The sequence below is a fragment of the Marinactinospora rubrisoli genome, from assembly GCF_042664915.1.
In the GTDB taxonomy this organism is placed as follows: Bacteria; Actinomycetota; Actinomycetes; order Streptosporangiales; family Streptosporangiaceae; genus Marinitenerispora; species Marinitenerispora rubrisoli.
In genome coordinates, this window is record NZ_JBHTBH010000002.1 from 72,688 (window position 1) to 95,299 (window position 22,612).

18 protein-coding genes are annotated in these 22,612 nt (G+C 75.5%); 9 read left to right on the forward strand and 9 right to left on the reverse strand.

Annotated features, from left to right (window positions below):
- Window positions 1–68: 68 nt before the first annotated feature.
- Window positions 69–887, forward strand: coding sequence for a hypothetical protein (locus ACFQRF_RS04495; protein ID WP_379869098.1), 819 nt, complete (start codon window positions 69–71; stop codon window positions 885–887).
- 183 nt (window positions 888–1,070) lie between these two features.
- On the opposite strand, the gene ACFQRF_RS04500 is transcribed toward ACFQRF_RS04495, so the two are convergent.
- Genes ACFQRF_RS04500 through ACFQRF_RS04510 form a run of 3 tightly spaced genes read right to left on the reverse strand, consistent with a single transcriptional unit; the run spans window position 1,071 to window position 5,997 of the window.
- On the reverse strand, window positions 1,071–2,504 hold the full coding sequence (locus ACFQRF_RS04500) for an FAD-dependent oxidoreductase (protein WP_379869100.1): 1,434 nt from the start codon (window positions 2,502–2,504) through the stop codon (window positions 1,071–1,073).
- Window positions 2,501–4,618 carry a molybdopterin oxidoreductase family protein gene (locus ACFQRF_RS04505; protein ID WP_379869101.1) on the reverse strand — a complete coding sequence of 706 codons (2,118 nt, stop codon included), beginning with the start codon at window positions 4,616–4,618 and terminating at the stop codon, window positions 2,501–2,503. The genes ACFQRF_RS04500 and ACFQRF_RS04505 overlap by 4 nt, the downstream gene beginning before the upstream one ends.
- Window positions 4,615–5,997: an MFS transporter gene (locus tag ACFQRF_RS04510; RefSeq protein ID WP_379869103.1), complete on the reverse strand. Its 1,383-nt coding sequence runs from the start codon at window positions 5,995–5,997 to the stop codon at window positions 4,615–4,617. The genes ACFQRF_RS04505 and ACFQRF_RS04510 overlap by 4 nt, the downstream gene beginning before the upstream one ends.
- A 131-nt stretch (window positions 5,998–6,128) precedes the next feature.
- On the opposite strand from ACFQRF_RS04510, the gene ACFQRF_RS04515 reads away from it, so the two are divergent.
- Window positions 6,129–6,335, forward strand: coding sequence for a hypothetical protein (locus ACFQRF_RS04515; RefSeq protein WP_379869105.1), 207 nt, complete (start codon window positions 6,129–6,131; stop codon window positions 6,333–6,335).
- Window positions 6,336–6,437: 102 nt separating this feature from the next.
- Here the strand turns inward: ACFQRF_RS04515 and ACFQRF_RS04520 are convergent, their stop codons facing one another.
- From ACFQRF_RS04520 to aroF, 6 genes are all read right to left on the reverse strand, one after another.
- The gene (locus ACFQRF_RS04520; RefSeq protein WP_379869106.1) at window positions 6,438–7,286 is read right to left on the reverse strand and encodes a class I SAM-dependent methyltransferase; all 849 of its coding nucleotides are present in this window, start codon (window positions 7,284–7,286) and stop codon (window positions 6,438–6,440) included.
- A 65-nt stretch (window positions 7,287–7,351) separates the two neighbouring features.
- On the reverse strand, window positions 7,352–8,809 hold the full coding sequence (locus ACFQRF_RS04525; protein ID WP_379869108.1) for a 4-hydroxyphenylacetate 3-hydroxylase family protein: 1,458 nt from the start codon (window positions 8,807–8,809) through the stop codon (window positions 7,352–7,354).
- Window positions 8,796–9,386 carry a flavin reductase family protein gene (locus ACFQRF_RS04530; RefSeq protein WP_379869109.1) on the reverse strand — a complete coding sequence of 197 codons (591 nt, stop codon included), beginning with the start codon at window positions 9,384–9,386 and terminating at the stop codon, window positions 8,796–8,798. Before ACFQRF_RS04530 ends, ACFQRF_RS04525 begins: the two co-directional genes overlap by 14 nt.
- Window positions 9,383–11,224 (reverse strand): asparagine synthase (glutamine-hydrolyzing), encoded by a 1,842-nt coding sequence (gene asnB, locus ACFQRF_RS04535; protein ID WP_379869111.1) that lies wholly within the window; start codon window positions 11,222–11,224, stop codon window positions 9,383–9,385. The genes ACFQRF_RS04530 and asnB overlap by 4 nt, the downstream gene beginning before the upstream one ends.
- A 3-nt stretch (window positions 11,225–11,227) precedes the next feature.
- The gene (locus ACFQRF_RS04540) at window positions 11,228–11,926 is read right to left on the reverse strand and encodes a hypothetical protein (protein WP_379869113.1); all 699 of its coding nucleotides are present in this window, start codon (window positions 11,924–11,926) and stop codon (window positions 11,228–11,230) included.
- Window positions 11,923–12,972 carry a 3-deoxy-7-phosphoheptulonate synthase gene (gene aroF, locus ACFQRF_RS04545; RefSeq protein WP_379869115.1) on the reverse strand — a complete coding sequence of 350 codons (1,050 nt, stop codon included), beginning with the start codon at window positions 12,970–12,972 and terminating at the stop codon, window positions 11,923–11,925. The genes ACFQRF_RS04540 and aroF overlap by 4 nt, the downstream gene beginning before the upstream one ends.
- Window positions 12,973–13,630: 658 nt before the next feature.
- On the opposite strand from aroF, the gene ACFQRF_RS04550 reads away from it, so the two are divergent.
- The 7 genes from ACFQRF_RS04550 to ACFQRF_RS04580 all read left to right on the forward strand — a co-directional run bounded on the left by ACFQRF_RS04550 (window position 13,631) and on the right by ACFQRF_RS04580 (window position 22,567).
- Window positions 13,631–14,887, forward strand: coding sequence for an MFS transporter (locus ACFQRF_RS04550; protein ID WP_379869117.1), 1,257 nt, complete (start codon window positions 13,631–13,633; stop codon window positions 14,885–14,887).
- A gap of 110 nt (window positions 14,888–14,997) precedes the next feature.
- Window positions 14,998–15,969 (forward strand): helix-turn-helix domain-containing protein, encoded by a 972-nt coding sequence (locus tag ACFQRF_RS04555; RefSeq protein WP_379869119.1) that lies wholly within the window; start codon window positions 14,998–15,000, stop codon window positions 15,967–15,969.
- Between the two features lie 97 nt (window positions 15,970–16,066).
- The gene (locus ACFQRF_RS04560) at window positions 16,067–17,710 is read left to right on the forward strand and encodes an ABC transporter substrate-binding protein (RefSeq protein ID WP_379869120.1); all 1,644 of its coding nucleotides are present in this window, start codon (window positions 16,067–16,069) and stop codon (window positions 17,708–17,710) included.
- A complete protein-coding gene (locus tag ACFQRF_RS04565; protein WP_379869122.1) occupies window positions 17,707–18,651 on the forward strand; it encodes an ABC transporter permease in 945 nt (314 codons plus the stop codon). Before ACFQRF_RS04560 ends, ACFQRF_RS04565 begins: the two co-directional genes overlap by 4 nt.
- The gene (locus ACFQRF_RS04570; protein WP_379869124.1) at window positions 18,648–19,505 is read left to right on the forward strand and encodes an ABC transporter permease; all 858 of its coding nucleotides are present in this window, start codon (window positions 18,648–18,650) and stop codon (window positions 19,503–19,505) included. Before ACFQRF_RS04565 ends, ACFQRF_RS04570 begins: the two co-directional genes overlap by 4 nt.
- A 402-nt stretch (window positions 19,506–19,907) precedes the next feature.
- A complete protein-coding gene (locus tag ACFQRF_RS04575; protein ID WP_379869125.1) occupies window positions 19,908–21,383 on the forward strand; it encodes an ATP-binding cassette domain-containing protein in 1,476 nt (491 codons plus the stop codon).
- 83 nt (window positions 21,384–21,466) lie between these two features.
- Window positions 21,467–22,567 carry an LLM class flavin-dependent oxidoreductase gene (locus ACFQRF_RS04580; RefSeq protein WP_379869127.1) on the forward strand — a complete coding sequence of 367 codons (1,101 nt, stop codon included), beginning with the start codon at window positions 21,467–21,469 and terminating at the stop codon, window positions 22,565–22,567.
- The last annotated feature ends 45 nt before the right edge of the window (window positions 22,568–22,612 follow it).

The window sequence follows — 22,612 nt, forward strand, 5'->3', positions numbered from 1 at the left end:
CGGGTTCTCCTGCCGCGATCGCCCCGTTACGATGACACGGCCAGCACGCGTCCTCGGGAGGTCCGGCCATGGCTGACGGCGACAGGAAAGAGCACGCGACTTACACGGTGGACGACCACCTGCTAGAGATGGCCCGGAACGCTTTCGACGCCGCGTCGCGGGAGTGGGAGGCGACATTCGAAGTGGCCAGCTCCCTCGCCGTGACCTTCCTGGACAGCAGCAGGGACATCACCAGGTTCGGCAACGCCACGGTGGCACGTATCAGAGCCGAGGTCGGCCGCCTGAACGAGTTCCGGTCGCACTCGGCCATGCACGTGCTGGACGCGGCGCGGAACCAGGAGAACGCCAGGCTGCGGGAGCAGGCCGGCCGGCCTGGTATCGGACGTCAGGCGGCACCTGAACCCACTCGGCAAGCGCAACTGATCGCCGGCTATCGCGCCTACCAGGAAGCGACGCGGATACTCGGCAGCCGAACGCGTTCGGTCCGGGGCATCGCCCTGACCGCCGCACGGTACCTTCAGCGGAATACCGGAACCTGGTCGCCGCCCGATGCCCACCGGACGGCCATCCAGAGCGGGACCTCGGGAGTGCCACCGCTCAGGGTGTCGGAGGCACTGGCGGCGCTCCGCCTCCACGAGTCCCAGACGGCGGCCGGCGCAGAGCACGAACTGGGCGAACGGATCGACAGGCTGGTGGCGCTGCGTTCCCAAGCGGCCGGCGCACCGGCGGGATCGCGGGCGGTCGACACCCCGGTATCCGTGAGTGTGACCGTCGCGACGGCACCGGGCGCGGGTGCACGGCGCGGGGCGGCCAGCCGAACGCTCTCAGCGGCGCAGCGGCGGCAGCGAACGTCCCCACATGCCGGGGGCGGCGCGTCGCCGTCCTGACCCCGCGGCTCGCGGAACGGGTGCGCCCGCGCCGTCGTCTGCGGCGGCCTTGCCCCCGGCGGAAGCCGGTCGGGCCGGGACTCCGGCCCGGCCCCGTGTCCGGCCGGTACGGCGCCGAGGTCGGGGCGACGCGCCTCGGCCGCGGGGGCGAGCCGCGGCGCCGCTGTGGCGCCGCGGTCCGGTTCACCCCGCCACGCTGACCGGCGCGGTGTCGTCCCAGGCGGCCAGCAGCGCGTTGACGTCGCGGACGCAGCCGCCGCAGCCCGTGGTGGCCCGCGTGCTCTTGGCCAGGGCCTCCCGGGTGCGGGCGCCGTTCCGCCACGCGTCGGACAGTTGTTCGCGGGTCACGCCGTTGCACCGGCAGACGAGCGCGGGCCCCGCCGTGGCGGCCCCGGCCGCGGGTTCGGGAAGGGCTCGGCCGAGCAGCAGGGCGATCCGGTCGGTGGGCACCGGCGCGGCCAGGTCGTACAACTGGGTGATGGTGGCGGCGGCGTCGGGGAAGCCGAGCAGGATCGCACCGACCACCCGCTCGGACCGGACCGACAGCTTGGCGTAGCGGCGGCCGTGCGGGTCGGACAGCGTGAGCGTCTCGGCGTCGGCGTTCACCTCGCCGAGCGAGGTCAGTTCGACCCCGTCCGCCTTGAGCCGGGTCACCACCGTGCCGCCACGGTAGCGGGCGTGCGGCCCGGCGCCGGTGAGCAGGTCGGCGAGCACCCGGGCCTGGTCCCAGCCGGGCTGGACGAGGCCGGCGCCGCCGTCGGGATGCTGGGCGCAGTCGCCGATGGCGTACACGCCCGGCGCCGACGTGGCCAGGGTGTCATCGACCACGACGCCCCGGTCGACGGCGAGGCCGGCGGCCACGGCCAGTTCCGTGGCGGGCCGGACCCCGGCGGCGACCACCACGCCGGACGCGATGACCACCCGGCCGTCGTCCAGCCACAGCCCCTGCCCCGGCTCCCACCGCGCGGCGGTCCGGCCGGTGATGGCGCCGACTCCGAACCGGCGCAGCGCGGCGGCGAGGATCTCCCCTGCGGCGTCGTCGAGCTGGCGCGGCATCAGCCGCGGCGCCGGCTCGACCACCGTCACCCGGGCGCCGCGCGCGTCCAGGGCGCGCGCCGCCTCCAGGCCGAGCAGCCCACCGCCCAGGACGGCGACCGGCGCCCCCGGGCGGACGTGGTCCAGCACCCGGCGGCAGTCGGCGAGGTCGCGCAGCGTGCTGACGCCGGGCGCGGGCCCACCGCCGGCGGCGGTCAGCCCGTCCACCGGCGGCAGCGCGGCCCGGCTGCCGGTGGCCAGGACCAGTTCGTCGTAGTGCAGGGTCGCGCCGTCGTCGAGGGTGACGTGCCGGTCCGCGGGGTCGAAAGCGGTGGCGGCCACCCCGGTGCGCACCGCGACGGCCGGTCCGTCGGCGGCGGGCAGCAGAATGTCGGACGGGTCCAGGGCGCCGGAGAGCAGCTTGGGGAGCAGCACCCGGTTGTAGGCGGGCTCGGGCTCGGCGCCGACCACGGTCACCCGGATCCGCTCCCCCAGCGGGTCGCGGCGGGCGACCTCCTCAGCGAAGCGCGCGCCGACCATGCCGTTGCCGATGACCACCACGTGCCGCGGTCGCTGTGTCACGACTGTCGCCCTTCCCTCGGTCGTTGACGGGTGTTCCGGTCCGGCGGCTCGGGGTCGGCCGCCGTGAGCCGCACCGCGCACACCTTGAACTCCGGCATCCGGCTGACCGGGTCCAGCGCCGGGTTGGTGAACAGGTTGGCGCTCTGGTCGTCGGCGAAGTGGAACGGCAGGAACACGGTGTCCAGCCGGGCGTCGGCGCGGCAGCGCACGCGCGCCCGGGTGCTGCCGCGCCGCGAGCTGACGAGGGCCCAGTCACCGTCCGCCAGCCCGCTGCGGGCCGCGGTGTCGGGGTGCACCTCGACGTAGGCGGCGGGTTCCGCGGCGGCCAGTTCGGGGACCCGGCGGGTCTGCGCGCCCGACTGGTACTGCGCGAGCACCCGGCCGGTGGTGCCGAGCAGCGGGTAGTCGGCGTCGGCGGTCTCGGCGGAGTCGCGGTGCTCCACGGCGACGAACCGGGCCCGGCCGTCGGGGTGGCCGAACCGGTCCAGGAACAGCCGGGGCGTGGCGGGCCGGTCGGCGGGGCAGGGCCAGTGCAGCGCCTCATCGGAGTCCAGCCGGTGCGGCGTCACCCCGGAGTAGTCCGCGGCGCCGCCCGCCGAGGCGGCACCGAGCTCGGCGAGGACCCGTTCGGGGTCGGCCGGGAACTGGTCGGCGGGCCGGCCGAGGCGGACCGCGAGGCCGTGCAGCACGTCGAGGTCGCTGCGCACCCCCGTCGGCGGGTCGGCGGCGCGGCGGCGGCGCAGCACCCGGCCCTCCAGGTTGGTCATGGTGCCGTCCTCCTCGGCCCACTGGGTGACCGGAAGCACCACGTCGGCGAGTTCCGCGGTTTCGGACAGGAAGAAGTCGGCCACCACCAGCAGATCCAGCGCGGAGAGCCGGTTTCGGACACGGCCCGCGTCCGGCGCCGAGACCACGGGGTTGGACCCGAACAGCAGCAGTGCCGCGGGGCCGTCCGGGGTGCCGAGCGCGTCGAGGAGTTCGTAGGCGCTGCGGCCGGGGCCGGGCAGCGTCTCGGCGGGCACCCCCCAGACGCCGGCCACGTGCGCGCGGGCGGCGGGGTCGTCGATGCGACGGTAGCCGGGGAGCTGGTCGGCCTTCTGCCCGTGCTCCCGGCCGCCCTGCCCGTTGCCCTGGCCGGTGAGGCAGCCGTAGCCGGAGCCGGGGCGGCCGGGTAGGCCGAGGGCGAGCGCGAGGTTGATCCAGGCCGAGACGGTGTCGGTGCCCTTGGCGTGCTGTTCGGCGCCGCGCCCGGTCAGCACGTAGGCGTTGCCGGCCCGGCCGAGCATCCGGGCGGCGGCGCGGATGTCGGCGGCGGCGACCCCGGTGACGCGTTCGGTGCGCTCCGGCCACCAGGCCGCGGCGTGCCGCCACGCCTCGGTGAAGCCGCTGGTGCGCTCGGCCAGGTAGCCGGTGGCCAGCAGCCCTTCGGCGTGCGCGGCGTGCAGCAGGCCGAGCGCCAGCGCGAGGTCGGTGCCGGGGCGCGGGGCCAGGTGCAGCCCGTCGTTGGCGAGGGCGTACTCGGCGGTGGCGCTGCGCCGGGGGTCCACCACGATCAGCCGGGCGCCGCTCAGGTGGCCCATGAGCGGCGGCATGGTCTCGGCGACGTTCGCGCCGGCCAGCAGGATCACGTCGGCTTCGGCGAGGTCGGTGACCGGGAACGGCAGTCCCCGGTCGATCCCGAACGCGCGCAGTCCCGCGGCCGCCGCCGAGGACATGCAGAACCGGCCGTTGTAGTCGATCTGGGACGTGCCGAGCGCGACGCGCGCGAACTTGCCGAGCAGGTAGCTCTTCTCGTTGGTCAGGCCGCCGCCGCCGAACACCGCCACGGAGTCGGCGCCGCGCGATGCGCGCAGGTCGCGCAGCCGGGCGGCGACGTGGTCCAGGGCGGTGTCCCAGCTGACGGGGCGCAGCTCCGCTCCGCGGTCGGTGCGCAGCAACGGGGTGGTGAGCCGGTCGGGGCTGGAGAGCAGCGCCCCGGCGGTCCAGCCCTTGCGGCACAGCCCGCCGCGGTTCGTGGGGAACGGCGCCGGCCGGGTCCGGTAGCCGCCGTCGCCGGTGGGCTCGACGTGCATGGCGCACTGCAGCGCGCAGTAGGGGCAGTGGGTGCGGGTCATGCGGCGGCGGCGGTGACGGGCCGCTCGGCGCGGACCGGGCGGCGCAGGTAGACGGCGTAGGTGACGGCGATGCACACCACGTAGAAGGCGAGGAACGCGACGAGGGCGGGCACGGCGCTGCCGGCGGAGGCGAAGGACTCCCGGAACGCCAGGTTGATGGCGACGCCGCCGAGCGCGCCGACGGCACCGGCGATGCCGATGAGGGCGCCGGACAGCCGCTTGGCCTCGGCGGTGGCCTCGCCGCGCGGGACGCCGGCGGCGATCCGGTCCTCGGCCTTGGCGGCGAAGATGGCCGGGATCATCTTGTAAGTGGAGCCGTTCCCGATCCCGCTGAGCAGGAACAGCGCGACGAACCCGGCGAGGAAGAGCGGCAGCGACGCCTGGACGGAGGCGGCGATGATGACCGCGGTGCCGGCCGCCATCGCGGCGAACGTCCACAGGGTGATCCGGCCGCCGCCGAACCGGTCGGACAGCCAGCCGCCGACCGGCCGGGACAGCGATCCCAGCAGCGGGCCGATGAAAGTGACGGCCGCGGCCTCCAGCGGGGTGCGGTCGAACTGGTTCTGCAGGACGAGGCCGAAGGCGAACCCGTAGCCGATGAACGAACCGAAGGTGCCGATGTAGAGGAAGGACATGATCCAGCTGTGCCGGTCCCGGCAGACCGCGATCTGCGCGGCGGCGTCGGAGCGCGCCCCGGCGAGGTTGTCCATGTGCCGCCAGGCGATCCAGACGGCGACCGCGATCAGCGGCAGGTAGGCGATCGGCAGCAGCCGCGCCTCTCCGAGCCCGAAGGCGGCGATCACGGCGAGCCCGAGCAGTTGCACGGCGGGGACGCCGAGGTTGCCGCCGCCGGCGTTGAGGCCCAGCGCCCAGCCCTTGCTGCGCTCGGGGAAGAAGAAGTTGATGTTGGCCATGGAGGACGCGAAGTTCCCGCCGCCCAGGCCGGCGGTGGCGGCCAGCAGCAGGAACAGCCAGAACGGCGTCTCGGGCCGCTGGATGAGCACCATGGCCACCGCGGTCGGTACCAGCAGCACGGCCGCGGCGAAGATCGACCAGTTGCGTCCGCCGAACCGGGGGACGGCCAGCGTGTAGGGCAGCCGGAGCATCGCCCCGACCAGGGTGACGGCGGAGACGAGCAGGAACTTCTGCTCCGCCGAGAACGTGAATCCGTTCTCGGGCGTCATGAAGAGCACCAGCACCGACCAGATGCTCCACACCGAGAACCCGAGGTGCTCGGCGAAGATGGAGGCCCACAGGTTGCGGTTGGCGACGCGGCGTCCCCGAGTCTGCCAGAAGTGCGGGTCTTCGGGCTCCCAGTGGCTGATCCAGCGTCCGCCCGCACGCTGCTGCCCGGCCGCGGTCTCGGTTTCGGTGTGCACCGTTTCCCGCCTTCCTCAAGGTCGTCACCGGTTCGCCGACGACAGTAGGGCGGGGTGTTTGCCGATGTGTGACCGCTCGTAACGCCGGCGAAACAGCCGCCTCACGTTACGCACCGCGGCGCGGTGAGATCGTGGGAGATCCCGGAGCAGAGATCGCCCGGGACGAAGCCGAGCGGAAGCGTCTCGCGGAGCTCGCGGCGGCCGCTCAGGCCCTCGTTGACGCGGGGGTGACCGTGCGGGACGCGGGGCGGGTGCTGGAGACGTCTCATCAGCGCGTCGCCCAGTTGACCGACCGGCCGGGGCGCGCCCGCGTAGCCGCCGCCCTCGTGCGCCCCTGAACCGGCCGGTTCAGGGGCGATCGGCCGCACGCCCGTCCGGCGCGTGAGAAGGCCCCGGCGTCCGAGTAGTCCGGTGAGGTTCGGGCGGCAGGCGGTCCGTGCTCATTCGCGGCGGCGCAGCCGCCACAGGCGCACGGTCATCGGGTAGACCGAACCGGTTTCGCCCAGCCGCCGCTGCGCCGCGCGGGCGAGGGCGTCGAAGAACGCCACCTGGCGGTCGGGGCCGGCGATACGGCTGAAGTAGTCGCCGAATGTGGCGAGGTGGAAACGCACGTGCTCCGCTCCGTCCGCGGGGCGCATGGCGGGACGGCGTTCCCGCACGGCCTCGCTCTCCAGGGCGGGCGCGAGCAGCGCGGCGACGTCGGCGGCGGGCCGGGCGCGGCGCCCCATCGGGGTGACGCCGTGCCGGCGGAGCAGGTCGGGGAATCCACCGGGCGAGGCGAGGCCGAGGTCGGCGGCCGCGTCGCGGACGAGTTCGTCCTCGCCGCCCAGACCGTCCGCGTCCAGCGCCGGATGGTGGGTGGTGAGTAGCACCCGGCCGTCAGGGGCGAGGTGGGCGGCGATCCAGCGGAACACGGCGCGCTCGTCGGGGTGGAGCCAGTGCAGTACCGAGGTCATCGCGATGACGTCGAACCGGCGCCCTAGGCCGGGCGCGTGCCGCAGGTCCGCCCGGCGGAACCGCACCCGGTCGCCGAGGTCCGCGAGCACGGCGCGCGCCCGGGCCAGGCGGTGCGCGGAGCCGTCGACGCCGAGCCCCGTGGCGGCGGGTTCGGCGTCGAGGAACGCGCGCAGCAGTGCCCCGGTGCCGCACCCGAGGTCGGCGACCGACCGCCAGCCCGCCGGGGCGTGCCGGCGTACCCAGTCGATGTCCTGTCCCTGGCGCAGGTGCCGGATGTCGTCGTAGCCCTCCATTGTGGCGGCGCGGCCGGTCAGCTCTGCGTCGGTGGTCATGGTCTGCTCCGTGTCGTCGGTGGGCGGAGGGCCGGTGCCGGGCGAGCGGGCTCGCGGGGCCTCGCTCACAGGGGGCGGGAGATCAGTTCACGGACCCGGCCGAGGACGTCCTCCTGGTCGTGGCGCAGGAAGAGGTTGATCCGGTTGCGGGCGAGGTCGCCGCGGTGCACGAACTCATAGAGGTCCTGGCGCTGCCCGAAGCCGTCGCCCACCAGGTCCCACGCCAGCCGGAACAGCCGCGACTTCTCTGCGGCGCCGATGTCGCGCCCGCGCATGTACCGGTCGAGCTGCGGCCGCAGTTCGGAGGCCAGGTCGCGTTCGGTGGGCTGCATGAGCACCCCGGAACCGCCGATCCGCCGCAGGATCTGCACGGCGCGCCCGGACGTCTCGGCCGCCCACACCGCGGTGGCGGTGAGGTCGCCGGGCGCGAGCAGCCCGCCGTCGGTCGGGCGCGCGTCGGCCTCGCCGGCGGCGATGAAGTGGTCCAGCACGCGGACGAACGAGGTGAGCTCCCCCAGGTCCTCCTGGATGTTGCGGAAACCGGCCACCCCGATCGAGTCCGCGGCGAGCGTGGCCACCGCCAGCAGGGTGCGCAGCCGTTCCCGGTAGCGGACGAGACCGATGTAGGCGCTCCAGGCGGTGATGCGCCGCAGCCCCTCCAGGGCGAGCGCGCCGTCGTGCAGCAGGAACACCCGGTCCCACGGCACCAGGACGTCCTCGAAGAACAGCATGGCGTCCTGCTCGTCGAACCGCGCGGCGAACGGGTGCGCGTGCCCGTAGGGGGTGGCGCCGAACGGCTCCCGGCACAGGATGCGCAGGCCGGGCGTGGCGAGGGGCAGCGCGAACCACACGACGAACCGTTCGGCGCCGCGTCGCGCGAAGGACGCCGAGAGGTAGACGAGCACCTCGTTGGCGAGCGGTGCCAGCGTGGTGAGCTGCTTGGCGCCGCGTACCACGATCCCGTCCGGCCGCTCGGCGACGATCCGCAGGGCGTTGTCCGGGTGCTCGACCGGGTCGGCGGACCGGTCGATCTGCGGGTCGCCGAGCGCGTGCGTGAGGACGAGGTCGTTCTCGGCGACGTGGGTGTAGTACCGCTCGGCGTTCGCGCCGAACTCCGGCCGCGCCGCCGCCAGCCGGTTCCGGAAGTCGTAGAGGCCGACGAGGATGGTCGCCATGAACGCGGGCGAGCGCCCGTGCTGGCCCCAGGACTCGCGGAACCAGAACTCGGCGCCGCGCCGGACCACGCGCAGGTCGGCCACCGAGCGGGGCGGCCGGTAGGACTGCGCGAGCCGGTTGCCGGTGCGCGGTGACTCCCAGGTGAGCAGGTCGCGGTGGTCGGGGTGATGCTGGAGGTCGAACTGGCGGGCGAGTTCGCGCGCGGCGCCGCGGAACGCGGGGTGCCCGGCGACGTCGCTGACGCGTTCGCCGTCGAGCCAGACCTCCCGCCCGTCGTCGAGGCTGTCGAGGTAGCGCTTGCCGTCCAGCACGCCCTGGGCGGCGGTGAGATCCTCAAGGTCGCTCATGCGGCGGCTCCGATCGGCGTCGGTCGGGTTCGGGCGGGGGTTTCACGGCGAGGGCGCACGGCGCCGTGCCGTGCAGGCGGCCGCGGTGGTAGATCAGGGGCGCTCCGGGGGCGTGCGCCGTCTCCAGGACGCGGCCGAGCAGGATCGTGTGGTCCCCGCCGGGCAGCCGGTGGTGCAGCGCGCAGTCGAATCTGCTGAGCGCGTCGTCGAGCAGCGGGGCGCCGCTGCGCCCCGGGCTGGTCGCGACGGCGGCGAACCGCCCGCGGCTTTGGCCCTGCCCGGGGGCGGCGAACCGTTCGGCGAGGTGGCGCTGTCCGGCGTGCAGCACGCTGACGGCGAACCCGCCGCTGGCGCAGATGACGGCGACGATGGGGCTGCGGGAGTCGACGGCGACCGAGATGAGCGGTGGCTCCAGCGACACCGATGTGAAGGAGGAGACGGTCTTGGCGAAGCTGTGCTCGCCGTCGCTCGCGGCGAGCACGGCGACTCCGGTCGCGAAGCCGCCGGCGGCCGCGCGGAAGGCGGCGGTGTCGAGCGAGGCGGGCGGCGCGGGAGCGCCGGTGGTCCTGCCGGTCACCGGATCCGCACCCGGTGGCCGCGCAGCCAGGCGTCCAGCGCCAGCAGGTAGTCGAGTCCGCCGGTGGGGTGCGGCGCGGCCCGCGGGCCGGGCAGCACCTGCCCGGCCGCCAGCGCGCGCCGGATCCGGGAGCGGTCCACCAGGGTGAACACCGGCGCGTCGGGGGTGGCCAGCAGCTCCCGCACCCCGTCGCGTAGCGCCGTGGCGTAGCTGTCGGCGGAACTGGCCGGGTACCCGCTCTTGCGGCGGTGTGCCACGGCGGCCGGCAGCAGGTCGCCGACCGCGCGCCGCAGCAGCCCCTTCGCGGCGCCGCCCGGGGTCTTGTGGTCCCAGGGCACGTTCCACAGGTACTCGGCGAGCCGGTGGTCGGCGAAGGGGACCCGCACTTCCAGGCCGGCGGCCATGCTCATGCGGTCCTTGCGGTCGAGCAGGGCGGGCAGCCAGCGGGTCAGGGCGAGGTGGCCGATCTCCCGCAGCCGTGCGTCGCGCGGGGTCTCGCCGGCCAGGCGCGGCACCTCCGCCAGGGCCTCCCGGTAGCGCCGGGCCCGGTAGCGCCCGGGGCGGATCTCGGCGCGGGCCTCGGGTGTGAGCAGCTCCTCGGGCAGGACGGCGGCGTGCAGCCACGGAAAGGTGTCGGCGGCCACCGCGGCGGGGTCGTGGAAGTAGGGGTAGCCGCCGAAGACCTCGTCGGCCACCTCCCCGGACAGTGCCACGGTGACGTGCCGCCGGATCCCGCGGAACAGCAGGTGCAGCGACACGTCGGGCTCGCCCCAGCCGGGCAGGTCACGGGCGGCCAGGCCGACGCCGCGCTCGGCGGCGAGTTCGGTGCCGGCCACGACGACCACGGTGTGCGCGGTGCCCAGGTGCGCGGCGGCCGCCCGCGCGTAGGGGGCGTCGTCCTCGCTGTTCCAGGCGCCCAGCGTCTCGGGCCGCTCGTCGGCGGGGAACTCCACGGCGAACGTGGCGAGCTTGTCGGTGCCGCCGGCTCCGCGGGTGTGCGCCGCGGCGAGCGCGGTGACGGCGGTGGAGTCGAGTCCGCCCGAGAGCAGCAGGCCGAGCGGCACGTCGCTGACCAGTTGCCCGGCCACGATGTCCGCCAGCAGGTCGCGGACGGTGCGGACCGTGGTCGGGAGGTCGTGCGGATGCGGGTGGGACTCCAGCCCCCAGTACCGGGTCTCGGTGACACCCTCGGGGGACACCCGCACGACGTGGCCGGGGCGGACCGCGCGCATGCCCCGGTACACGGCGGCGCCGGGGGTGGGCGCGGCGGGGACGGCGAAGAGCTCGGCGAGTCCCTCCGCGTCGACCTCGGCCGGGAACTCCGGGTGGGCGAGGATGGCCTTGGGTTCGGATCCGAAGAGCACGCCGCCGCCCAGAGGCGCGTAGTACAGCGGTTTGACGCCGAGGCGGTCGCGGACGAGGAGCAGCTGGCGGGCGCGCACATCCCAGATCGCGAACGCGAACATGCCGACCAGCCGGGTGACGGCGTCGGCGCCCCAGTGCAGGTAGGCGCGCAGCACCACCTCGGTGTCGGATCGGGTGCGGAAGCGGTGTCCGGCCGCGCTCAGCTCGCGGCGCAGGCCGGAGAAGTTGTACACCTCGCCGCTGTAGGTGATGACGGCCACCGGGGCGCCGTCCTCCTCGGCGACCATGGGCTGTGCGCCGCCTTCGACGTCGATCACCGCGAGTCGGCGGTGCCCGAGCGCCGCGTGCCGGCTCAGCCAGACGCCGTGCGCGTCCGGGCCGCGGCAGGCCATGGAGTCGGCCATTCCGGCGGCGATGTCGCCGGAGCCGCGCAGGTCACGGCCGAAGTCGACCTGTCCGGAGATGCCGCACACCGCTCAGCCCTCCCGTCCCGGAGCCGGCGGAGCGGGCCGGTGCCCGGCGGGGGCGGACGCCTCCCACTCGCAACCGTGCCCGTCGGGGCCGTCCAGCAGGCGGTGGCCGGGGCGGTAGCCCCGGGCGGTGAAGTTCGCGGAGGTGGCGAGCGTGCAGTACTGGCAGGGTGACTCCAGGGTGATGGGGACACCGCGCGCTCGGGCGCGTTCGCGGTAGTCCCAGATGGCGCAGTGCGTGATGGTGATCCCGGCCCGGTAGGGACCGGCGTGGGTCACCTCGTAGTCGGAGCCGTACAGTTCGGCCTGCCCGGCGAGCCGCGTGACGACGTCGGCGGCGCCGCCGCCCCGTTCGGGCTCCACCCGGCGGTGCACGGCGGCGTTGGCGCGCGCCCAGTGCTGGAGTTCGGCCAGGCCGTAGCGGGAGACGAGGAAGTGCTCCATCAGCGCCTGGGCGCGGAAGAACACCCGTTGCCACGCCGCCGGGTCATCGTCGCCGGGGTCGGGGAGGCCGGCAAGGATCTCCGACAGGGTGTGCGGCCATTCGGTCACGGCGGTCTCGGGGTGCCGGCGGACGAGGTGGTCGGTCATGCCGGCGGTGGCCTCGACGACACGCCGCCGCCACAGCGCGGTGCGTTCGGCTGCGGACATGGTCACGACGGCGGCCCGGCGTGGGGGGCGCGGTTCCAGGTCGGTCGACGTCACGAGGGGTTCCCTTCGGCGAGGACGCGGGTGTCGGAGACGAGTGGGCGGCCGAGAGCGCGCAGGACGGGGCGCAGGTCCGCCATGAGCCGGTCGAAGTCGGCGGCCGTGAGAGCCTGCGCCCCGTCGCAGCGCGCGGTCTCGGGCGCGGTGTGCACGTCGAGCAGCAGGCCGTCCGCCCCGGCGGCCGCGGCGGCGAGGGCGAGCGGGCGCACGAGCTCGCGACGGCCGGTGGCGTGGCTAGGGTCGACGAGTACGGGAAGGTGGCCGCGGCGCTTGGCCACGGCGACGGCGCCCAGGTCGAGGGTGAATCGGGTGGCCGGCTCGAAGGTGCGGACGCCGCGTTCGCAGAGGATGACGTGCGGGTTGCCGGTGCGCAGCACGTACTCGGCGGCGCCGAACCACTCGTCGACGGTCGCGGCGAGGCCACGTTTCAGCAGCACCGGGCGACCGCTGCGCCCGGCCTCCTTGAGCAGTTCGAAGTTGTGCATGTTGCGCGCGCCGATCTGGAGTATGTCGGCGCTCTCGGCGACGGCCGCGACGTGCCGCGGGTCGAGCACCTCGGTGACCACGGGGATCGCGGTGACCTCCCGCTGCCGGGCGAGCAGCGCCAGCCCCTCGGCTCCGAGCCCCTGGAAGCTCGCTGGGTGGCTGCGCGGTTTGAAGGCCCCACCGCGCAAGATGGACGCGCCGCCCAGGGCCACGACCGAGGTGATGTCGTTCAGGACGGCCTGGCTCTCCACGGCGCAGGGGCCCGCGGCCACGACGAAGGCGTCCCCGCCGACCTCGACCCCGAATCCGACGTCGACGCGCGTGGTACTTGGCCGGACCCGCCGGGCGGACAGCCACTGGTCGCCGGGAGCGGTGAGGACGTCGATGACGCCGGGGGTGGCGGCCAGCCGGGTGATGGTGGCGGCGCCCGCGTGGCCGTCGACGGCGATCACGCACCGGTCCGGGCCCGGGTGGCGGGTGTGGGTGAGGCCGTTCTCCACGAGGATCCGGTCGATCCCCGCGAGGACGGACGGTCGCGCGTTCGTGATCACTAGCACAGTCGGGGTTTCCGTTCCTGGCCGTGGCGGCAGCGATTAACTCGAATTTAGAGACCGGAATAGTAGGAAAACAAGGATCCGATCGGATCCTCTCTCTCCGCACCACGGCTCCACGGCGTGGAGCGGCCGCCCTCCGGCCGGGCCGCCCGGCGCGGCGGAGCGGGGGGCGTCGAGCGGCTGCTCCCCGGTCATCGCCCCCACACCGGCATCCGGGGGTCGGGCCGGACGGCCGTGCCGCTCGTTGATCAGGGCCACGGCCAGGTCCGCGCACCGGCCGCGGCCGGACACGCCGGGTCCGGCGGCCACCGTGCCGGCGTCGGCGCCCGGCCGGCCGCGGAAGGAACGACGAGGGGGACGGGACGTTCGTGGCGCCGGGCCCCGGGCCCCGTTCGCACCGGGACCGGCCTGCCAGGAGGGAGCAGGACCGCCAGGCCGCACCCGGCACCGGCCGCCGCCCTGTCAGCCTGTGACCCGAGGTCACAGCACATTCCCGGATCTGGCCCCGCTCGCGGCGCGCCGCCGAGAATCGGTGCCGTGGCCGCCGCATGCCCGGCCACGGCCCACGCCTCCGCCTGCGATCCGGCCGTGCCCGCCGTGGCACGGGGAGTCCCGGCGCAGACGCGCAGACCCGCACCCATGAGCAAGAGAAGAGTCGACCGTGTCCGAGACCGCCCCCTCCGGCACCTCCACGCCGGCAACGCCGCGCCGCGCCCCCGCCTGGCTCGGCTACACGGGTGTCTATCTGCTGCTGTTCCTCATCGGCACCGAGACGTTCCTGGTCTCCCCGCTGCTGCCCACGATCGCCGCCGACCTGGACGTCAGCGAGGTGGCGGCAGCGCACACCGTGACCGCCTACACCCTCGCCTACGCGGCCGGGGCACCGTTCCTCGGCGCGCTCTCCGACCGCTTCGGCCGCCACCCCACCATCGTGGCCGGCGCGGCGCTGTTCTGCGTGAGCAACGTGGTCGCCGGTCTGGCACCGTCCCTGGCCATGCTGATCGCCGCGCGGGTGCTCGGCGCGCTCGGCGCGGCGATGGCCGGGCCCTCGATCTGGGCCCATCTGGCCGAGACGTCGCCCGAGGAGAGCCGGGGACGGGCCATCGGCACGGGGATGGCGCTGTTCGCGGCCGGCCAGGTGTTCGGGGTGCCGGCGGGCGGATTCAGCGTCGGGCTCGGCGGGTGGCCCGCGCCGTTCCTGCTGCTCGCGCTGCTCTCGGCGATCGCCGTGGCCGGGGTGGCCGCGCAGACCCGGCCCGGCCGCTGGCCGGACGCCCCCCGGCCGGGCGGGACGGACCTGCGGGCCGTTCTCACGGTCTGGGCGGACGGCACCCTGCGGCACGTGCTGGTGACGGTGCTGTTCCTGCAGGCGGCCAACCTGGGCGCCTACACCTTCCTCGGCGTGGTGCTGCACGCCCGCTTCGGGCTCACGGTGGACCAACTCGGCCTGCTGGGGATCCTGGTCGGCGCGGGCAGCTTCGCCGGATCGCTGGCCGCCGGGCGGCTGGGCGATCGGGCCCGCAGGCTCGGGCGCAGCGGCACCGGCCTCGTCGTGCTGTGGTGTGCGCTCCTCGCCGCGGGCGTGGCGGTCGCCGCCCTGGGCGCGCCGCTGTGGGTGTGCCTCGCCGCGGTGATGGTGTGGTTCTTCGCCAGCGGAGCGTTCGGCACCGACGTGCAGACGCTGCTCATCAACCTGCGCCCGCGCCTGGGTGCGACATCGAGTTCCTGGAACACCGCCTGCCTGTACATCGGAGCGGGAGCGGGGACCTGGGCCGTGGGGCTCGTCGCCGACCAGCGGATCGGGATGGCGGCGGTCGGCGGGGCGCTGGCCGGGGTCGCGGCGCTGCTCGCGGCCGGGCTGGCGCCACGTGTCCGGCGCGGTGCCGCGGTGCCGCCGTCCGGGCCGGACGAGGCGTGACCGTTCCCACGGCCGGCCCGCCGGGGCGGCGGGACGACCACGAAATCCTACTTTATAAGTGGGAAATAGATAGATTGGCGGGGTCGCGTCCGTCGCCCCAGGGAGGCGCCATGCCCGGCCCCGACCACCGCCCGACCACCGCACGCCGGAAGGAACCGGCCCGTGGCAAGGAACTGGGACGGTTCCTGCGCTCGCACCGCGAACGGATCCCGCCGTCCGCGGTCGGTCTCCCCGAGACCCCCCGCCGGCGCACCCCGGGGTTACGCCGCGAGGAGGTCGCCACCCTGGCCGGCGTCGGGCTCGCGTGGTACAGCTGGCTGGAGCAGGGCCGGGTCAACGCCTCCAAGCAGGTCCTCGACGCCATCGCCCGCGCGCTGCGCCTGGACGGCGCGTCCTACCGCTACATGCTGACCCTCGCCGGCCTGCAGCCGCCGCCGGCCGACGAGGAGCGGCACGACTCACTCGCCCGGCGGCTCGACCCGCTGCTCGGCCAGTGGACCAACGGGCCGGCCGTCCTGCTGGACCGCCGCTTCGACTTCTCCGCCTGGAACCTCGCCTACGCCAGCGTCTGGGGCGACCCCGCCGAGCTGCCGGAGAGCCGGCGCAACCTCATGTGGTACCTGGCCGCCGACCCCGGCGCCCGCCGGCTGGTGGTGGACTGGCGGGCCTACGCGGTGGCGGTGCTCCACCAGTTCCGCGCCCAGACCGGGCCGATCGGCGACGACAAGCGGGTCCAGGAGGTGTACGGCCTGCTCCGCGAGGACGCCCCCGACCTGGCCGACTGGTGGAACTGCCAGGGCGTCGCCGACCTCACCGTGGCGGAACTCGCCGTGCGGCCGGCCGGTGATCCGGTCCGGCTCACCTACGCCGCGCTGCGCCCGGTCGACGACCCCGACTCGCTGCTGATCCTGCAGAGCCCGGCCGATCCGGAAAGCCAGCGACGGCTGGCCCGGCACATGATGGCGGGCGGCCGGCCGCGCGACCTGGGCCGGGGGCGCGGCGAACGGCCCACCGGCCAGCCTGTGAGTGATGGTCACCGTACAAACGCCGATCTGCCTGGCATATCGGCGCCGGGATCATGATGGGCGGCGTCCGCGCGACCGCCCCCGCCGGCCGCCCTGTTCCGCGCGACGCGCCCCTGCCCACGGCCGCGTCGCGGCGCCGCCCCTGGAAGGGTCCATGCCCGTCTCGCGATCACCGCACGTCCGCACCGGGTCCGCCGCGATTCTGCTCAGCGCCGTCCTCACGGCCTGCGCGGGCTCCCCGTCGGCGGACGCGCCCGCCGACGGCACCCTCACCTTCGCCGTGGACGTCGGGCCGGACTGCTACGACCCGCACGTCAGCCCGGCCGACATCACCGCCGCCCTCCAGCGCAACGTCTACGACTCGCTGGTCGCCCAGCGCCCGGACGGCACCGTCGAGCCGTGGCTGGCCCGGTCCTGGGAGGTCTCCGAGGACGGCACGCGCTACACCTTCCACCTGCGCCAGGACGTGACCTTCCACGACGGGACGCCGTTCGACGCCGAGGCCGTCAAGACCAACCTCGACCGGATCGCCGACCCCGAGACCGGCTCGCAGTACGCCGCCCAGCTGATCGAGCCCTACGCCTCCTCCGAGGTGCTGGACGAACACACGGTCGAGGTCGAGCTGACCGAACCCCATGCCCCGTTCCTCCAGGCGCTGAGCACCACCTATCTCGGCTTCCACTCCCCCACCTCCATCGAGGAGTACGGCACCGACCTGTGCAATGGCGGCGCGCGGCACGTCGGAACCGGGCCGTTCACCTTCACCGGGTTCACCGAGGGCCAGCAGGCGGTCCTCACCCGCAACGACGACTACGACTGGGCGCCGCCGACGGCCCGGCACACCGGGCCGGCCCACCTTGCGGAGCTGGTGATCCGGTTCATTCCGGAGAACTCCGTACGCACCGGCGCGCTGACCAGCGGCGAGGTCGACGTCATCGACCAGGTCCCGGCCGCCGACATCGCGACGCTGGAGACCGCGGGCGGCGCCCGGATCGTCCGCCAGGACTCCCCCGGCGCCGGCTACACCTACTTCTTCAACACCACCCGGCCGCCCTTCGACGACCGCCGCGCCCGGCTCGCCGTCCGCGCCGCCCTCGACCTCGACCAGATCACGGAGACGCTGTACTCCGGCCAGTACGACCGGGCGTGGAGCCCGCTGACCCCGGCCACGTTCGGCTACGACGAGGGGCTGGAGGGCGGCTGGTCCCACGACCCGGCCGAGGCCGGGCGGCTGCTGGACGAACTCGGCTACACCGGGCGCGACGGACAGGGGTACCGGACCCGCGACGGCGAGCGGTTCAGCATCGAGCTGCTCTACGACCCCACCTACCAGCGCGAGGACCGCATCACCTACGACACCGCGGTGCAGGACCAGCTCCGCCAGGCCGGCATCGAACTGCGCATCACCCCGCTCGGCGACGGCTCCTACGTTTCCACCCGCGACGACGGCGAGTACGACATCATCGCCTTCAGCTGGGGCCGCGCCGACCCCGACGTGCTGCGCACCCTCTACCACTCCGGCCAGCAGCTCGCCGACGGCGGCGCCAACGCCTCCCGGCTGTCCGACCCGCGGATCGACGCCTGGCTGGAGACCGGGCTCACCGAGTCCGGCCCGGAGGCGCGCGCCGCCGCCTACGCGCAGGTGCAGCGCCGCATCGTCGAGGAGGGCTACGCGCTGCCCGCGTTCGTGCAGCCGCGCGTCATCGCCGCCGCGCCGGCCGTGCGGGGACTGGCGTTCGACCCGTCCGCCTGGCCGGTGTTCTACGACGTGCGTCTGGGCGAAGGCGGCTCGCAGTGACGCCGTCCCTGCCGCGCCGGGCCGCCCGGCGGCTGCTCTCGGCGCTGCTGGTCGTCTGGGGAGCGGCCACGATCTCCTTCTGCGTCCTGCACCTCATACCCGGCGATCCGGTCGACGCGGTGCTGGGCCCGCTCGTCGGCGCCTCACCGGAACTGCGCGCGCGGGTCCGCGCCGAGCTCGGCCTGGACGCGCCGCTGTGGGCCCAGTACCTGACTTCGCTCGCCCGGCTGGTGACCCTGGACCTGGGCTGGTCCTACCGGCTGGACCGGCCGGTGGCCGACGTCCTGGCCGACCAGCTGTGGCCCACGGCGGAGCTGGCCGTGGCCGCGCTCGCCCTCGCGGTCCTGCTGGCCGGCACCGCGGCCCTGGCGACGGCGGGGCGCCGGGGCCTCCCGCGCGCCGTGATCTCCGGCGCCGAGCTGGTCGGCGCCGCGGTCCCGTCGTTCTGGGTGGGGGTGGTGGCGCTGACCTTCCTGTCCTTCCGCTGGGGGCTGTTCCCCGGACCCGGCGCCGTCGGCCCGCACGCCCTGGTGCTGCCCGCCCTCACGCTCGCCGTCCCGATCGCCGGCGTGCTGGCGCAGGTGCTGCGGCGGGAGCTGGACGACACGCTCGGCCAGCCGTTCGTGACGTCAGTCCGCGCCCGCGGGGTGGGGCGGACCGGGGTGCTGGTCCGGCACGCGCTGCGGCACGCCGCCGTCCCGCTGCTGACGCTGGCCGGCTGGGTGTTCGCGGGCCTGCTCAGCGGCACCGTGCTCGTGGAGACGGTGTTCGCGCGGCCCGGGCTCGGCAGGGTCCTCGTCTCCGCCGTGACCGCCCGCGACATCCCGGTCGTCAACGCCGTCGTGGTGATCTCGGCGGCGGCGTTCGTCACCGTCAACCTGACCGTCGACGCGCTGTACCGGGTCGTCGACCCGCGGCTGCGCGGGAGCGAGGCGCCATGACCACGCTCGGAGTGCCCGAGGCGGCCCTGTGGGCGGCCACCCCACGGTGGCGGGTCCCGCTGGCGCCGGTGCTGGCCGGCGCCGTGCTGCTGCTGTTCGCCGCCGTGGCGGCGCGCCCGGAGTGGTTCGCCGTGCACTCGCCCACCGCGTCCGACCTCGGCGCGGCCCTGCGGCCGCCCGGACCGGAGCACCCCTTCGGCACGGACCAGCTGGGGCGGGACGTGTTCGCGCGGGTCGCGCACGGGGCGTGGCCGTCGCTGTCGATCGGCGTCGGGGCGACCGCCCTGGGCGTGCTGCTGGGCACGGCCGCCGGTTCGGTGTCGGCGTTCGGCGGCCGGCTGCTGGACCGCGTGATGATGCGGGCGGTCGACGTCGGGCTGGCGTTCCCGGAGCTGCTGCTGGCGCTGATCGTGCTGACGGTGCTCGGCCCGGGGCCGGTCAACGTGCTCGTCGCGATCGGCCTGGCCGCCGCCCCCGGCTACGCCCGGCTGGTCCGCTCCCGGATGCTGGTGGTGCGGGAGTCGGCGTACGTGCAGGCCGCCGTGGTCATGGGGATACCGCGCCCGCTGATCGTCCTGCGCCACGTCCTGCCCAACACCCTGGGACCGGTCAGCGTGCTGGCCACCATCAGCGCGGGGACGGCCATCGTGGTCTCGGCGGGACTCAGCTTCCTCGGGTTCGGCCCGCAGCCGCCCGCCGCGGAGTGGGGGCTCATGCTGTCGGAGGGGCGCGACCACTTGCAGCGCGCGTGGTGGATCGCGGTCTTCCCCGGCGCCGCGGTCACCACGGTGGTGGTGGCGGTGACCGTCGTGGGCCGCTGGCTCAAGGCGAGGCTGGACGGTGGGCCGCAGTGACCTCCGCGCCGCACCCGCTCCGGCTCCACGCTCCGCGATTTCGCACGCCCGGCCCGCCCCGGCCGACCGGCCCTGCTTCCGGGGAGATGCCGGCACCTCAGGACCGCTCCCCGGCCCGGGCCGCGGGCCGTCCCGCCCGTTGCGCACGGGAACGTCCCGGCATCGGCCCGTGGAACGCCCCGCCCGGCCGGCCGGCCACGCGCCGAAATCCGCTCGCGGCACGCCCCGGGCGGCCGCATCCGGCCCTCCCGGGCCGCCCGACGACCTCCGGAGCACGCCGATGACCGACACCGGAACGGACGACGATCTCCTCCGCCTCGACGGCCTCGACGTCACGTTCGGGCGCGGCCGGCGTGCGGTGCACGCGGTCCGCGGCGTCTCGCTGCGCCTGCGCCGGGGCGAGTGCCTGGCCATCGTCGGGGAGTCCGGGTCCGGCAAGAGCGCGGCCGCGGCGTCGGCCTGGTCCTGCAGGACGCCCTGGTCTCGCTCGACCCGCTGCGCACGGTCGGCGCCGAGGTGGCGGAGCCACTGCGGGTGCACCGGATCCTGCCCCGTGACCGGCGCGCCGCGGAGGTGGTCCGGCTGCTGGACGAGGTGGGGGTGCCCGACCCCGGGGAGCGCGCCGCCCAGCACCCGCACGAACTCTCCGGCGGACTGCGGCAGCGGGCGCTCATCGCTTCCGCGCTCGCCGCCCGGCCCGCGGTGCTGGTCGCCGACGAGCCCACGACCGCGCTCGACGTCGTGGTGCAGGACCAGGTGCTGCGGCTGCTCGGCCGGCTGCGCTCGGACGGGCTGGGGCTGCTGCTGATCAGTCACGACCTCGCCGTGGTCGCCCGGATCGCCGACCGCATCGCCGTCATGCACGACGGGCGGATCGTCGAGGAGGGGCCGACCGCCCGGATCCTGGACCGGCCGGCGCATCCGCGCACGCGCGCGCTGCTGGCCGCGGTGCCCGGCCCCATGACCCGGGGACGCCGGCTTTCGGACCGCGCCGCGGCCCGGACCGCCACGCCCACGTCGGCCGAGTCGGCGGCTCCGCCCCGCCCGGGCGGGGGTGCGGCGGTCCTGGCGTGCGAGGGGGTCACCAAGGTGTTCGCGGGGGCGGGCCACCCGGCGCGCACGGCCGTCCGCGATGTCTCGCTGCGCCTGGCGGCCGGCGAGGCTCTGGGCGTCGTCGGGGAGTCGGGGTCGGGGAAGTCGACCCTGGCGCCGCTGGCCATGGGCCTGCTCCCCCCGGACTCCGGGACCGTCACGCTGGAGGGACGCCCGTGGAGCGGCCTGCCCGAGCGCGCCCGGCGGCCCCGGCGCTCGGCCGTCCAGCTGGTGCAGCAGGACCCCCTCAGCTCCTTCGACCCTCGATACCCGGTGGGCCGGGTGCTCGACGAGGCGCTGCGCGCCGCCGGCGAACGGGACCGGTCCCGCCGCCGGGCGCGGGCCGCCGCGCTCCTGGCGCAGGTCGACCTTGACGGGGGGCACCTGCGGCGGCGGCCGGTGGAACTGTCGGGCGGGCAGCGCCAGCGGGTGGCGATCGCGCGGGCGCTGGCGCCGCGCCCCCGCGTCCTCGTCTGCGACGAGCCGGTCTCGGCGCTGGACGCCTCCGTCCAGGCGCAGATCACCGACCTGCTCCCCCACCTGCGCGGGGAGCTGGGGCTGGCACTGCTGTTCATCTCCCACGACCTGGGGGTCGTCCACCATCTCTGCGACCGGGTCGTGGTGATGCGCGACGGCGCGGTCGTGGAGGAAGGACCGGTCGAGCGGGTCTGGCGGGCGCCCGCCCACCCCCACACCGAGCGGCTGCTGGCGGCCGTGCCGGGCCTGCCGCCCGGTTCGGCCGCGGGCGAGCGGCCCCACCCGGCCCACCTGCCCGGCGCGACCTGATCGGTGCCGCGAGGCATCCGTCCCCGGCGTGGCCGCGACCCGCCGGTGACGTCCGGACACCACCTACCCGAGGAAGGGCGAACATGGCACTCGAACTACGCGGCGGGGTCCGGGCGGCGGCTCCGCCCGGCGCGACCGCGGAGCTGCGCCGGGCGGCACGCTTCCTTCCGGATCCACGGGCGCGCGACGCCGACCCCGCCTACGTCACGGAGCGCGCCCGCGCCGAGGAGGCGGACGGCTTCGACAGCGCCCTCGTCACCACCTACAGCTCATGGCCGGATCCGTGGCTGGTGGCCGGCTGGGCGCTGGCGGCGACGCCGCGGCTGCGGGTCACGGTCGCGCACCGGCCGGGGGTCACCGCGCCGACGGCGGCGGCGCGCACGCTGGCCACCCTGGACCGGCTGTCGGGGGGCCGCGCCGGCGTGCACGTGGTGATCGGCTCCAGCGACGTCGACGTCCGCCGCGACGGCGACGTCGCCGGCAAGGAGACCCGCTACCGCAGGGCGCGCGAGTACCTGAGCGTCTTCACCCGCGCCCTCACCGCCCCCGAGCCCTTCGACCACGACGGCGAGTTCTACACCTTCCGCGACGCGTGGTCGGGGCTGCGGCCGGTGCAGCTCCCCCGGCCGCCGATCTCGTTCGGGGGCACCTCCGAGCCCGGCGTGCGGCTGGCCGCGGAGTTCGCCGACGTGTACGCGGTCGGTCAGCGGACTCCGCAGGAGGTGCGCGCGGCCGTCTCCCGGGTGTCCGCGCTCGCCGCCGAGCACGGCCGGCGCCTGCGGTACTGGCGGCACGTGCGGTGCGTGCTCGGGGCCGACGGCACCGCCGCGCGGGAGCGGGCGGCGGAGATCGTGGCGACCGGGGTCCGTGTGATCGGCGAACGGCCGCCCGGAGAGCTGGCGGCATCCGCGCAGCTGGCCCGCGACACCGAGCGCGACCTGCGGTCCGTGGCCGCCGACATCCGCGCGGCGGCGGAACGGCAGCTGCGCGCGGGCATGGCGGGGGTGCTGGTCGGCACGCCGGCCGACGTGGCGGGCAGGATCCTGGAGTTCCACCGGGCGGGGGTCGACATCGTGCAGATCGACGCCTCGACCGAAACGGCGGAGGACGCCGAGCTGCGCCGGGAGCTCGTCGCCCTGCTGCGCTCCGGTGCCGGAACGCGGCCCGCCGCCGCGAACGGCTGACCTTCGGGGGCGCGCCCGCCCGGGGCCGGTGTGGTGCGGCGGGGG

Coding starts and splice junctions, on each gene's coding strand:
- ACFQRF_RS04570 (WP_379869124.1), top strand. CDS start 18,648: ATGACCACGCTCGGAGTGCCCGAGGCGGCCCTGTGGGCGGCCACCCCA.
- ACFQRF_RS04525 (WP_379869108.1), bottom strand. CDS start 8,809: ATGAGCGACCTTGAGGATCTCACCGCCGCCCAGGGCGTGCTGGACGGC.
- ACFQRF_RS04560 (WP_379869120.1), top strand. CDS start 16,067: ATGCCCGTCTCGCGATCACCGCACGTCCGCACCGGGTCCGCCGCGATT.
- ACFQRF_RS04580 (WP_379869127.1), top strand. CDS start 21,467: ATGGCACTCGAACTACGCGGCGGGGTCCGGGCGGCGGCTCCGCCCGGC.
- ACFQRF_RS04555 (WP_379869119.1), top strand. CDS start 14,998: ATGCCCGGCCCCGACCACCGCCCGACCACCGCACGCCGGAAGGAACCG.
- ACFQRF_RS04495 (WP_379869098.1), top strand. CDS start 69: ATGGCTGACGGCGACAGGAAAGAGCACGCGACTTACACGGTGGACGAC.
- ACFQRF_RS04520 (WP_379869106.1), bottom strand. CDS start 7,286: ATGACCACCGACGCAGAGCTGACCGGCCGCGCCGCCACAATGGAGGGC.
- ACFQRF_RS04505 (WP_379869101.1), bottom strand. CDS start 4,618: ATGACCCGCACCCACTGCCCCTACTGCGCGCTGCAGTGCGCCATGCAC.